Origin of the sequence: Chryseobacterium formosense (genome assembly GCF_900116415.1) — a bacterium.
Classification (GTDB): domain Bacteria; phylum Bacteroidota; class Bacteroidia; order Flavobacteriales; family Weeksellaceae; genus Chryseobacterium; species Chryseobacterium formosense.
On record NZ_FPAP01000003.1, the window covers coordinates 201,112 to 214,713 of the forward strand.

11 protein-coding genes are annotated in these 13,602 nt (G+C 35.5%); 4 read left to right on the plus strand and 7 right to left on the minus strand.

Going from position 1 to position 13,602, the window contains the following annotated elements; translation table 11 throughout:
• The first annotated feature begins 102 nt into the window (after nucleotides 1-102).
• Both BM371_RS12510 and nhaA read left to right on the plus strand, forming a co-directional pair.
• On the plus strand, nucleotides 103-2,307 hold the full coding sequence (locus BM371_RS12510) for a RelA/SpoT family protein (RefSeq protein WP_034673510.1): 2,205 nt from the start codon (nucleotides 103-105) through the stop codon (nucleotides 2,305-2,307).
• Nucleotides 2,308-2,314: 7 nt separating this feature from the next.
• Nucleotides 2,315-3,493, plus strand: a complete 1,179-nt coding sequence (nhaA, locus tag BM371_RS12515; RefSeq protein WP_034673507.1) for a Na+/H+ antiporter NhaA — start codon at nucleotides 2,315-2,317, stop codon at nucleotides 3,491-3,493.
• A gap of 289 nt (nucleotides 3,494-3,782) precedes the next feature.
• Here the strand turns inward: nhaA and BM371_RS12520 are convergent, their stop codons facing one another.
• Nucleotides 3,783-4,778 carry a YihY/virulence factor BrkB family protein gene (locus BM371_RS12520; RefSeq protein WP_034673505.1) on the minus strand — a complete coding sequence of 332 codons (996 nt, stop codon included), beginning with the start codon at nucleotides 4,776-4,778 and terminating at the stop codon, nucleotides 3,783-3,785.
• Between the two features lie 31 nt (nucleotides 4,779-4,809).
• Here BM371_RS12520 and BM371_RS12525 point away from each other — a divergent pair, with 31 nt between their 5' ends.
• Nucleotides 4,810-5,283, plus strand: a complete 474-nt coding sequence (locus tag BM371_RS12525; protein ID WP_034673502.1) for a 23S rRNA (pseudouridine(1915)-N(3))-methyltransferase RlmH — start codon at nucleotides 4,810-4,812, stop codon at nucleotides 5,281-5,283.
• 6 nt (nucleotides 5,284-5,289) lie between these two features.
• Here the strand turns inward: BM371_RS12525 and BM371_RS12530 are convergent, their stop codons facing one another.
• The 6 genes from BM371_RS12530 to BM371_RS12555 form a co-directional block, all read right to left on the minus strand.
• Nucleotides 5,290-5,745 carry a tRNA (cytidine(34)-2'-O)-methyltransferase gene (locus BM371_RS12530; RefSeq protein ID WP_034673500.1) on the minus strand — a complete coding sequence of 152 codons (456 nt, stop codon included), beginning with the start codon at nucleotides 5,743-5,745 and terminating at the stop codon, nucleotides 5,290-5,292.
• A gap of 77 nt (nucleotides 5,746-5,822) precedes the next feature.
• A complete protein-coding gene (locus BM371_RS12535; RefSeq protein WP_034673497.1) occupies nucleotides 5,823-6,638 on the minus strand; it encodes a tetratricopeptide repeat protein in 816 nt (271 codons plus the stop codon).
• Nucleotides 6,635-7,201, minus strand: a complete 567-nt coding sequence (locus BM371_RS12540) for a phosphatase PAP2 family protein (RefSeq protein WP_034673495.1) — start codon at nucleotides 7,199-7,201, stop codon at nucleotides 6,635-6,637. Before BM371_RS12540 ends, BM371_RS12535 begins: the two co-directional genes overlap by 4 nt.
• 7 nt (nucleotides 7,202-7,208) lie before the next feature.
• Nucleotides 7,209-7,544, minus strand: coding sequence for a Sec-independent protein translocase subunit TatA/TatB (locus BM371_RS12545; protein ID WP_034673493.1), 336 nt, complete (start codon nucleotides 7,542-7,544; stop codon nucleotides 7,209-7,211).
• A gap of 60 nt (nucleotides 7,545-7,604) precedes the next feature.
• On the minus strand, nucleotides 7,605-8,822 hold the full coding sequence (locus tag BM371_RS12550) for a TCR/Tet family MFS transporter (RefSeq protein ID WP_034673491.1): 1,218 nt from the start codon (nucleotides 8,820-8,822) through the stop codon (nucleotides 7,605-7,607).
• Between the two features lie 210 nt (nucleotides 8,823-9,032).
• The gene (locus BM371_RS12555; RefSeq protein WP_034673487.1) at nucleotides 9,033-11,942 is read right to left on the minus strand and encodes a protein translocase subunit SecDF; all 2,910 of its coding nucleotides are present in this window, start codon (nucleotides 11,940-11,942) and stop codon (nucleotides 9,033-9,035) included.
• Nucleotides 11,943-12,163: 221 nt separating this feature from the next.
• Between BM371_RS12555 and BM371_RS12560 the strand changes: the two genes are divergently transcribed.
• Nucleotides 12,164-13,537, plus strand: a complete 1,374-nt coding sequence (locus BM371_RS12560) for a PQQ-dependent sugar dehydrogenase (RefSeq protein ID WP_034676973.1) — start codon at nucleotides 12,164-12,166, stop codon at nucleotides 13,535-13,537.
• The last annotated feature ends 65 nt before the right edge of the window (nucleotides 13,538-13,602 follow it).

Sequence of the window (13,602 nt, forward strand, 5' to 3'; positions counted from 1 at the left end):
AATAACCGTAATCCGCAGATTCTTTCTGCGGATTTTTGATTTTAGCAATTGACAAATAGCATTTTTTTTCGTATTTTCGTTTAAATAAAGCCTTTTACACAGATGAGTTACGACTTAGAACAAGAAAACAAAGAAATCTTAGCGCGGTATAAAGACCTGATTTCTAATACATACAGAACTTTGGATGAAGAAAATAACAAACTCATCCGAAAGGCTTTTGATATTGCTCTCGATGCTCATAAAGATCAAAGAAGGAAATCAGGAGAACCTTACATTTATCATCCCATTGCCGTAGCAAAAATTGTTGCTACGGAAATCGGTCTTGGTGCAACATCAATTGCCTGTGCGCTTTTGCATGATGTGATTGAAGATTCAGATTATACCTATGAAGATCTTAAAAAGATTTTCGGAGAAAGAATTGCAGAAATTGTAAACGGACTGACGAAGATCTCGATCATGAATCATCAGAATATTTCTGTACAGTCTGAAAACTACAGAAAATTATTACTGACTCTTTCTGAAGATTTCCGTGTGATTCTGATCAAAATTGCAGACCGTCTCCACAACATGAGAACTTTGGAAAGTATGGCACCGGATAAGCAGAAAAAAATTGCTTCTGAAACGGTCTATATTTATGCACCGATGGCACACAGACTTGGATTGTACAATATTAAGTCTGAGCTTGAAGACCTTTCTTTAAAATATAACAATCCTGAAGTTTATAACGAAATCACTGAGAAACTTGAACTTGCAAAAGATAACAGAATCCGTTATATTGATGAGTTCACTAAAGAAGTTTCTGAAAGGTTAAAGGAAGAAGGTCTAAATGTAAGCATAAAAGGACGTGCGAAAGCAATTTCTTCCATTTATAGAAAAATGCTGAAGCAGGGTGTTCCTTTCGAAGAAGTTTTCGATAATTACGCGATTAGGATAATTTATAAATCAGATGCAAAAAATGAAAAGTTTCTTGCCTGGAAAATATATTCTATTGTAACTGATGTTTACCACAGTAACCCTTCGAGAATGCGTGACTGGATTACTCAACCACGTTCAACAGGTTATGAAAGTTTACATTTAACGGTTCTTGGTCCTGACAGAAAATGGATTGAAGTTCAGATCCGTTCTGAAAGAATGGATGATATTGCCGAAAAAGGTGTTGCAGCCCATTATAAATACAAAGAAGGCTACAAACAGAGCAATGACGACCGAAATTTTGAAAAATGGGTAACTGAAATCCGCGATGTACTTGAGCAGCAACAGAATCTTTCTACTTCTGAACTTTTAGATAATATTAAGCTCAATCTTTATTCGAAAGAAGTTTTTGTATTTACTCCAAAAGGTGAAATTAAAATTCTTCCGACCAATGCAACTGCTTTAGATTTTGCATTTTCCGTCCACACCGATTTAGGAATGAAATGTCTAGGCGCTAAAATCAACGGAAAACTGGTTCCTATTTCGTATGTTCTTCAAAACGGAGATCAGGTTGATATTCTTTCTTCTCAAAATCAAAGACCAAAATTCGACTGGCTGGAATTTGTCGTTACATCCAAGGCAAAATCAAAAATCAAAAGCTTCCTGAATTCCGAGAAAAACTCTTATGTACAGGAAGGTAAAGAAATTTTACAGAGAAAACTTCGTCATGCGAAAATCAATTTCAATGATGAAGAAATCAATAAACTTCAGAAATTTTTTAATCTTAAAACTTCACAGGAATTATTTTTAAAATTCCAGACCAATGAGCTTGATGCAAGCAGTCTGAGAAAATATATTGAAAGTAAAAACGTATTCAACAATTTGCTTTCAAGATTTAAACGTAATCCAAATAAGAATCAGCATTACGAAGAACCAAAAGAACAGAATCTGGACATGATTGTGTTCGGAAAAGATGAAGAAAAACTGAATTACAGTTATGCAAAATGCTGTACAGTAATTCCGGGAGACAAAATTTTCGGGTTCATCACTATTTCGGAAGGAATTAAAGTTCATAGCGACACCTGTCCTAATGCGATAAATCTTCGTGCGCAATATGATTACAGGGTCATTCCGGCAAAATGGGTGAATGAAGAAAGTTTCAAAAACCGTATTAAAATCGAAATTGAAGGTCTCGACAGAATGGGAATGATCAACGATATTACGACCGTAATCAGCGGCGCAATGGGAATGGATATGAAAAGTATGTCGATCGAATCCAACAACGGTATTTTTACAGGAAATATTAATTTAGAAGTTAAGCATAAAGGTCAACTTGAAGAGACGTTTAAAAAACTAAAAGCAATCAACGGTATATCCAAAATCAGACGTATTTAAAAAAATAATGAAGTTATCACTGTATTTCAAGAGATTTTTTAAAAGCAGTCAATCATCCGGAATTTTATTAATTTTTTGTGTTGCTTTGGCTTTAATAATTGCTAATTCATCTTTAGGAAGTGGCTTTCAAAGTCTGTTAGATTCAAAAATCGGTTTTGAAAACTTACATCTTGAATATCCGGTAAGTATTTGGATCAATGATGGATTGATGGCAATTTTCTTTCTTTTAGTCGGATTGGAAATTAAAAGAGAACTTCTTGAAGGCGAATTATCATCCTTTAAAAATGCTTCATTGCCTATTTTTGCTGCAATCGGCGGAATGCTTGTTCCTGCAGTAATTTACGCTGCTTTCAATTCCGGAACGGATTACAGTAACGGTTGGGGAATTCCGATGGCGACTGATATTGCTTTTTCTCTGGCAATTATCTCAATGCTCGGAAAAAAAGTTCCTGCTTCGCTTAAAATTTTCCTGGCAGCTTTGGCAATTGTTGATGATCTGGGAGCGATTTTGGTGATTGCCATATTTTATACTGACCAGATTCACTGGATGTATCTTTTATCATCGTTTGGAATTGTTGCTGTTTTGTTTATTCTAAATTTTTTAAAGGTAAAAAAACTCATATTTTATATAATTCCCGGTTTATTTTTATGGTATCTTCTTCATCATTCGGGAATTCATGCGACAATTGCCGGAGTTTTGCTGGCATTTAGCATTCCGACAAATGAATCGACAACCATCATTTCTCCTTTAGAAAAGCTCGAGCATTCACTACACTACCCTGTCAGTTTTATTATTATGCCTGTTTTTGCTTTAACCAATACCAATATTGCGTTTAATAACAGTATGATTGATGGGCTGTTCAGCAGCTTAGGTTTAGGAATAATTGGCGGATTGGTATTAGGAAAACTAGTTGGAATCAATCTTTTCTCGTGGATTGCGATTAAATTAAAAATAAGCTCACTCCCACAAAACAGCTCGTGGAAACAAATGATCGGTGTCGGTCTTTTGGCAGGAATCGGTTTTACGATGTCTATTTTTATAGCCTTATTATCTTTTAAAAATGAAGTTGTCTTTCAGGATGAAGCAAAGTTTGCTATTTTAATTGCATCAGTTCTTGCGGCAGTTTCAGGTTATTTAATTTTAAATATGGGCTCAAAAAATATTGAAAATACCGAAGAAGATTAATTTTAGTGATACTAATACCCATTTCCCAGGTTCCTGTTCGTGCTTCGAGATTTCCCAGCAAAATAAAAACGGAAGGTGCTTTAAATGATGAATTGATTAATCCCGTCATATTTCCGTTGAAGTCACCTGTATAAATTCCTGTGTAATTTCCACGATAAGGCAATATATATTTTGTTCTACCTTGTTTTCGTGGATATGATCGATTATCTGATCACAGGATTGCAGTGAGCAAACAGAAATTGTAGCGAACACTACAGCAAAAAGCTTACTTTATTTTTTATTGTTATCTTTAAAGGGGTCTTTTATGTTCGTCGTCACTTTCCAAATTAGGTTCAGATTTTTCTGCATGGTATTTTTTGGCTTCTTTTTTTATTTCGTCAGATAGCAATTTTTCAATTCTTAATTTTCTGAGAGCCATATTGAGTTCGTTTCCGAAAAGAAGAAGATAAACATTTACATTGATCCAAACCATTAATAAGATCATACTTCCGATCGAACCGTACAATACGTTGTAACGGGCAATATTTTTAACGTATAATGCAAAGAAATAAGTGGTGACCAAAAACAAAACTGTCGTTAAAATCGCTCCCGGAATTGCCTGTCTGAATCTGATAATTTTCACGGTTCCCAGCCAATAAAAAAGCGTTAACAGAATAAAATAAAAAAACGGAAAAGAAAAATAACCGATAATCTTCGAAAGGTTTCTTACAAGCCACGACAGATTGTAACCCGGTGAAAAATTCTTGAGAACCACTTCCGTATAATAAACTCCGAATAAGGTCAGAAATATGATCGTCACAAAGCCAATAGTGATAAAGAATGACAGAATAAATTCTTTCACATCCGTCAGTTTTTCTTTAGAATTTTCATTAAACCCGTTGATGAGAGAAAATGTTCCGTTGGTCGCAAAAATAAGGGCAATTAAGATGGTTAAATTACTGATTCCTTTCATATTCGGGATAATATTATCCTGAATGTAACCACGCACATCGCCTTCGATATTCGAAGGGAAAATATTGTGCATCAAAACCTCAAAAATATAAAACTGAAGCTTATCATAATGCGGCATATAAGGAATGACGGAAAGCAGGAACAGTAAAAACGGAAACAAACTCAAGGTAAAGCTCCATGAAATTGCGGCTGCTTTTCTCCCGATCTTATCTTTAAAAATCCCCGAAATATAGATCTGAAACATCTGCCAAAGCGATATTCCCAATACGGGAAGATGAATATCGTCCAGAAATTCTTGAATTTTTAAGATAAACTTAGGAATTTTTATAGCCATAAAGTATATTTGCGCACAGCAAATATAAGAAATGCGAATCAGTTTAGTTTGTATCGGAAAGACAGATGATAAAGAAATTACATCATTGATTAATTATTACCTTCCACGCCTTCCCAAACACTGGAATTTTGAAATTACCGAAATCCCGGATGTAAAAAATGCCAAAAACCTTTCTTCTGATCTTTTAAAAAAAGAAGAGGCCAAATTGTTTTTGAACCAGATTGATAAAAATGATCTGGTTATTATTTTAGATGAAAAAGGAAAACAGTTTACAAGTCGTGAATTTTCTCAAAAAATAGATTCGTGGATGAGCTCCTCTGTGAAAAAGGTTCATATTCTGATTGGCGGAGCGTATGGTTTTTCAGATGAAATTTATAGCCGAGCCAACGAAAAAATGTCATTATCCAAAATGACATTTACGCATCAGATGATCCGACTTTTTATTGTAGAACAGCTTTACAGAGCCGACCAGATTTTACAGGGCAAACCGTATCATAACGATTAATTTAAACTAAATTTTTAAACCAATCTGCCTTTTTGCTTCACCTACAACGAACGCAACCGAATTGGCAATATTAAAACTTCTGATCAGCTTAGACATCGGAATCGTCAAATGATTTTCGAAACGGCCCAAAACATCTTTGCTTAAACCTACACTCTCCTTTCCGAAAACCAGCCAGTCGCCATCCTGAAAATCGGTTTCAAGATAAGATTTTTCAGCATGTGAACTCATTAAAAAAACACGAGATAAGTCCGGAATAACACTCATCCATTCATCAACATTTTCGTATTCCGTAACATCAAGATGAACCCAATAATCTAAACCGGAACGTTTCAGATTTTTATCGTTGATAATAAATCCGAAAGGATGAATGAGGTGTAATCTGCTTTCGGTTCCTACACATAATCTGCCGATATTTCCGGTATTATTGGGAATTTCCGGTTCTACAAGAACAATATTTAACATGAATTTTGTTTATTTCTAAATATAAATGCCATCTTTCACAATGACATTTATTAATTCTAAATTTTATTTAATAAAGTTTATTTTTTCACGCACTTGGTCTCAAGTTCTGGTAACAGAGCTTTTTCGTGACCTAATGCAACTGCTTTTTCCAGATTGGTACAAGCTTCTTTATCTTTTGCAGTTTCAAACAAAATTGTAGCTTTTGTAACATATGATTGTGAAAACTTAGGATCGATGGAAATCGCTTTATTAATATCTGCCAAAGCTTCCTTAGATTTTTTCATTTTCATATAAACTTCGGCTCTTCCGTTATACAGTAGAGACTCAGGTTTTTCGGTAAGCATTTGATTATAATCTTTTAAAGCACCTTCCAGATCTCCATTGTTTTTTTTAAGAGTCGCCAAACCTGTTCTCGCAAAAATATTATCGGGAGCAAAAGTCAGAATCTGATTTAAATCTGCCATCGCAAGATCTTTTTTTCCTAAATTATTGTAAATTTTTGAACGGATAAGGTAAATTTCTGCATTCTCAGGCTCAAGTTTTACGCCGGTGTTGGCATATTCCAATGCCTTGGTGCGATTTCCTTTCTGGTTGTGTAATAATGCTAAATTTTCGTAAACCGAGATCGATTTAGGATTTGATTTTAAAGCAGATTCAAAAGACTTAAAAGCCATCGCGGTTTTTCCCAATCTTTTTTGTGCAATTCCTAGATTCACATAATAATCCGATTGGTATCTCTGAATATGTTCTGTAAGCACCAGTTTCGAATATTGCTCTTCGGCGCATTTGTAATCTGCTTTTTTAAAGCACTCTTCAGCCGTTTTTTTATCCTGTGCAGAAATAAAATGTAAAGATGTAAAAGCTAAAGTAAGAACGAGTAAATGTTTCTTCATGTATTTATAGTTTGTTTGTTGATCACTTTTTTTGCGAGCACAGCAAAAAGCCCTCCCAATAAAGTTCCAACAAACGCCCCCACCAAAATATCCATTGGGAAATGCACTCCTAAATAAACACGGCTATAGGCTACAACAGCCGCCCATACAAATATAGCATAAGGAAACCATTTAAGCTTATCTTTCAATAAAAAAGTGAGATAACTTGCCAAAAAGAAAGTGTTAGAGGCATGTGCAGAATAAAAACCAAACTGACCGCCACATTTCACAATTCGCATAAAAGGCTGAACTGCAGGATCATGACAAGGTCTTAATCTGGCAACACCGTATTTAAAAATCCCTGAAATCTGATCTGAAACCGTAATTCCGATTGCTGTAAACAAAAGAATATACAGTAAAGATCTGAGTTTATAATTTTTATAAAGAAAATAAAGGAAAATAACGTAAAGCGGAATCCAGATCCATTTTTCCGAAATCATGATCCAAAACTGATCAAAAGGAGTATCGCCTAAGTTATTAAGATAAAGAAAAAGACTTTTATCTTCCTGAATGATTTCTTCCATATCTTGTTTATCGGCTTACAGGACCTTCGTAAGTTTCGTCATCCGCAGGTTTAATCTTTGGACTTTCCGGTGTTGAAGATGGTTCGTTGATGATATTTTCTTCAATATTTTTCATCGGATTGAAATCTTTGGCTGCATCTTTTACCTTCTCGATCTCTTTCTTAATTTCGGAGACAGGATTATCTGTTTCTTTTAAGATTTCGGTTTTAATATCTTCAACTGCACCACGCATTTTTCTCACTCCTGATCCAAGATCACGGGCAATTTGAGGCAGCTTATCCGGACCGAATAAAACCACGATTGCAATGGCAATGAGTGCCATTTCTCCAATGCTTAATTCCATGGCGCTAAATTACAAAAGATTATAGAATTAATTCAGATTTCGTTTAATTTTAAACTAATTTTAAGATTTCTTTTTCTGAAAAGCAAAGTAAGTAACTACGACGCTCACAGTCATCATCACAAAAGCCAGAAAGAACGGTGCTCCCGCAAATTCAAAAGGCGCTTCATCATGGGTGAAATAATAAAATAAATTCGTCATCATTGGTGGACCAATAATGGATGTTGCACTCATTAAACTCGTCAAAGCTCCCTGCAATTCTCCCTGTTCATTGCTTGGAACAGATTTCGTAATCACTGATTGTAAAGCAGGACCACAGATTCCGCCTAAACAGTACGGAATTAAAAAAACAAACATCATCCATCCTTCCGTTGCAAAGGCAAAAAGTAACATTCCTATTGCATACAAAGCCAAACCGTAGTAAATACTTTTCTGTTCGCCCAGTTTTGGAGTAGTCCACCGAATCAGAACACCCTGAACCAAACCAACCAAAAGACCGACAACGCCAAGGGAAATTCCGACCATTCTTTCGTCCCAATTGAATTCATACATGGTAAAGAAGTTCCAGTTGCTCTGAACGGCGTGACCTGCAATATAGATTAAAATTAGAGCAAAAATCAACCCTGAAATTTCAGGATGTTTCCCTAAAAACTTAAATGAACCTACAGGATTTGCACGTCTCCAGCTGAATTCTCTTCTTTTGTCTTTATCTAAACTTTCCGGAAGTATGAAATATCCATAAAGGAAATTTAAAAGACATAGAACAGCCGCTGCATAAAAAGGAACTCTTGAACCGTAATGTCCTAAAAGTCCACCCAAAACAGGCCCGATGATAAATCCTAAACCAAAAGCAGCACCAATTAAACCAAAGTTCTTTGCTCGGTCTTTATCGGTTGAAATATCCGCAATGTATGCACTTGCCGTCGTCACACTTGCTCCCGTAATTCCGGCGATTACCCTTCCGGCAAAAAGCCAGACGATGGTCGGAGCCAAAGCAAGGAAAATATAATCTATCGCAAAACCGAAAAGTGAAATCAGAATAATAGGTCTTCTTCCGAATTTATCACTGAGATTTCCAACAACAGGCGAAAAAACAAACTGCGTAAAAGCATAGGCAAAACCAAGCCAACCACCATATTTTGCGGCTTCGCTGATGTCTGCATGAATCAGTTCTTTAATCAGATCCGGAACAACAGGAATGATGATTCCCCATCCTGTAATGTCGATCAGAAGCGTAATAAATATGAAGCCAATGGCTGCCTGTTTTTTAGAATTCTCCATAACGGTGCAAAATTAATCAAATAAGAAAAAATAATGATTCTAAATTGGTTGTTTGGTGATAGTTGTTTGGTGATGGATGTCTGAGATATAAGTAATTATTCTTTTACTTGAAATATTGAATATTCAATATTGAATATTGAATTTAACATTTTGAATAAAAAAAGAGCCTTTCAAACCGAAAGACTCTTTTCTTATTTAATGTAGTTTAAATTATTTTGTTGCAAGAACTTCTTTGTTTGAAGAAGATTTACCATGCACTTCTTCTTCTTTACCGGTTCTTAAGAAATCGTAAGCGATTGCCGATGCAATAAAGATTGATGAATAAGCACCGAACCCGATACCGATCAACAACGCAAACATAAATCCTCTTAAGTTATCTCCACCAAAGATGAAAATCGCAAGAATTACAAGTAATGTTGTAAACGTTGTGTTGAATGTTCTACCCAATGTACTTGAGATTGCATCATCAAATAAACCTGACAATGTCAATGCTTTTTTCTCTCTTAAATATTCTCTGATTCTGTCGAAGATAATTACGGTATCATTGATCGAGTAACCCAATACGGTAAGAATCGCTGCAATGAAATCCTGATTGATCTCCATATTGAAAGGCATTACTTTATGAAGCAAAGAATATGCTCCCAAAATAATGATCGCATCGTGGAACAATGCCGCAACCGCTCCTAAAGAGAACTGCCATTTTCTAAATCTGAATAAGATGTAGATGAAGATTCCCGCCAAAGCTGCAACAACTGCAAGAATACCGTGTGTCTGAATATCATCCGCCACTGTAGGTCCTACTTTTTCTGAAGAAATAATTCCTGCGTGATCTTTATCTGCAGATTTGAAATCTTCTAAAGTAATGTTTGAAGGTAAGTTTGGTTTTAAACCTTCATATAATTTCTGCTCAATGGTCTGGTCAGCTTTCAAAGATTCGTCATCGATAAGATAATCTGTAGAAATTTTCAACTGCTTATCATTACCAAAAGTTTTAGCTTCAACAGAAGAGTTTTTACCGTCTTCAGTAGTGAACATTTTCACCAAATTATGCTCGATATCTTCTGCATTCACATCTTTATCGAATCTTACTACATAGTTTCTACCACCTGTAAAGTCGATACCATATTTAAATCCGTTTATAGCGATAGATCCAATAGAAATAACCGTTAAAACTGCAGAAATGATATAAGAATATTTTCTCTTTCCGATAAAATCGATCCAAGTATTTCTGAAAAGATTTTTCGTTGGAGAAGTCCATACAGAAAGACCTTTACCTTTATTCAGTCTGTGGAAGATCATTACTCTTGAAAGTAAGATAGACGTAAATAAAGTCATTACAGCACCAATTAACAACGTTAATGCGAAACCTTTGATAGGTCCTGTTCCGAAGAAGAACAATACGACTGCCGTTAAGATCATCGTTAAGTGACCATCAATAATTGCATTTAACGCATGTTTGAAACCATCTTTGTAAGCTTCTAAAATACCTTTCCCTGCAAACAATTCTTCTTTTGTTCTTTCGTAAATAATTACGTTTGTATCTACTGCCATCGCCATCGAAAGTACGATACCTGCAATACCAGGAAGTGTAAGGGTAAAGTCTCCGGAATCCATAATTCCGAAAATATAGAATAAGTTGATAATCATTGCAATTACAGCGTAAACTCCCGCCCCACCGTAATAGAAAATGATATATGCAATAATAATTAAGAATGCGATTGCAAATGAAATTACCCCTGCATCAATTGATTCCTGTCCTAAAGACGGACCAACTTGTGTAGCCTGAACCACTTTTGCACCTGCAGGTAACTTACCAGCTCCTAAAACGTCTACCAATTCTTTAGCTTCTTCCTGAGAGAAGTTACCCGAGATTTGCGTTCTACCGTTAGGAATTGCACCGACAACATTTGGTGCAGTATACACTCTGTTATCCAAAGTTACAGCAACCGGTTTACCAACGTTTTTCTCCGTTAGAGTTTTCCAGTCTTTTGCACCTTTAGAATCCATCTGCATATCTACTACTACTCTGCTCAATTCATCATAGCTGATGTTAGCAGTTTCTACAGCACCATCTACCGGAGCTTTTTGGTTGATATTACCTCTTACAGCATATAGTACTAAGCTGTTCGGATCTGTAGATTCAGGTTTGTAACCCCACATGAACTGGGTATATTTTATGTTTGCCGGACGTAAAGACTGACCAATTTTGCTGTTGATAATTTTATTTACAGCAGCAGTATCAGATAGTTTTACAGAAGCAACACCGTTTGTTCTCAATTTATCAAGCTGAAGAAGATTCATGAAGTTTACGTTTTTCTTCACGCCCATAGAATCACCTTTAGCAGAAACAGTAGATGTCAAAGTCTGGAAATAAGGCAATACTTCCGGAATCTGCTGTACTTCCCAAAACTGAAGTTTAGCAGAAGTCTGAAGCATTTTCTTCACCTTATCGATATCTTTCATACCCGGCATTTCTACAGAGATTCTAGCCGTTCCCGGAACTCTCTGTACGTTTGGCTGGATGGCTCCAAGTTTATCAATTCTGGTTCTGATTACCTCGAAAGCTGTTCCTACAGAAAGATCAATTCTTTTCTTTACGATGCTTTTTACCTGCTCATCAGTAGTATTGAATTTAATTTCAGAAAGGTTTGTGTTTCCGAAAATCTCAGGATCTGCAAGTTTAAGATTTGCACCTTTTGCTTTGTTTACAGCATCAAACTCTACAAAAAAATTATCGATGTAAGATTTTGTAGAATTTTTCTGAACTTCGTCTGTTCTGTTTAAAGCTTCAATAAGAATAGGATTGGTAGAATAATTCGTTAAATCATTCACCAAATCTCTCTGGTTGATCTCCAAAAGAACGTTGATCCCTCCTTTAAGGTCAAGACCAAGTTTCATTTCCTTGTCTTTCGCTTTAGAATAATAAAGTTCTGTGAAACCTAAGTTCAGTGTATCCTTAGAAAGTCTTTCGATTTCTTTCTGATACTTTTCCGGATTGTCTCCTGCAATAGCAGTTGCCTGCTTTTCAATTTTGCCGGCGTACCATGTTGGTAATAGCTCATTTAAGCAAATTAACCCTAGTACAATAGCAACAATTGTAATAAGTCCTTTTCCTTGCATTTTGTTATAACTACGTTAAATTAAGTCGGCAAATATAATGATTTTATTGATATTTTATGAATTTTTAAGAGCAGAAATGGTTTATTTTCAGAGATATCGGCAATTATTTTTTTGTTAAAATTTCACAGAAAGTTTTATTTCAAATCTATTAGATTTATTTAAAGGCTGTTGGTATGAAATTTTCATTAAATAAATTACAACACCTTAATCATCAAAATATTATGAAAAAACTACTATTTTCTCTCAGTATTTTTTCTTCCCTTATTTCTTATTCTCAAAGTTTTAATCTGGAAGAATTTGCGACCGGACTTTCGAATCCGGTAGAAATTACCAATGCCAACGACAGCAGGCTTTTCGTGGTACAACAGAACGGAATCATCAAAATTATTCAACCTAACGGGACAGTAAATGCTGCAGATTTTTTAAACATCAGCAGCAAAGTATTGTTTGGAGGCGAAAGAGGTCTTTTAGGCTTGGCTTTTCACCCACAATATGCAACAAACGGATATTTTTTTGTGTATTACAATAACAGTTCGAACGGAAACATAATTGTAGCAAGATATACAGTAAGTAGCTCAAATGCCAATGTTGCGGATCCTAATTCTGAAAAAATAATTTTGAATATTCCTAAACCATTTGACAATCATAATGGCGGAAGCATTCATTTCGCACCGGACGGAAATTTATGGATCGTAACAGGAGATGGTGGAAGTGGCGGTGACCCGAATAATAATGCACAAAATAAAAATTCTCTGCTCGGAAAATTACTAAGACTTGATATAAATTCTACAGGACCTTACAATATTCCGGCAGGAAATCCTTTTGCGGGATCGGGAGTTGACGGCGCTGATGAAATTTGGTCATACGGATTACGCAATGCATGGAAATTTTCTTTCGATCTTACCACTGGAAATGTAATGATTGCCGATGTAGGACAAGGAGTTATTGAAGAAATCAACAGAATGCCGATTACTCAAGCCGGAATCAATTACGGATGGAGATGTTATGAAGGAAACAACAATTACAATACAACAGGTTGTGCTGCTTCTACTACCATGACTTTTCCGGTTGCGGTATATGATCATTCAGGTGGAAAGTGTTCGATTACAGGAGGATATGTTTATAGAGGAACTCAATATCCAGGTTTGCAGGGTAAATATTTTTTCGCTGATTATTGCTCCACACAAATCGGTATGATGGAAACCAATAATGCCATTACCTGGAGCAATGCCTATTCAGGAAATAATTTCTCAACTTTCGGTGAAGACAGTCAGAAAAACCTTTATGTTGCTGCCGTAAACAATGGCAAAATCTATAAAATTACGACTTCGACTTTAGGCGTTCAGGATAATAATATGTTTAACGGAGTCAGAATCTATCCTAATCCTGCTCATGAAAGAATATTTGTAGACGGATTGAAAGACAGCCAAAGCACCGCAGAAATCATCAGTACGGATGGTAAAAGAGTTTTGGAGGAAACAAAATTTGATAGCGAAAACAGCATTAATATTACAGGAATTCCTGCAGGAGCTTATTACATTAATATTAAATCGGGAGATTTGAGATCTTATACAGAGAAAATTATTATAAAATAAACTTTAAACCATTAAGATAAATATCAAAGATATTTTTGAGTAGTGCTTAATTCAATCCTAATAAT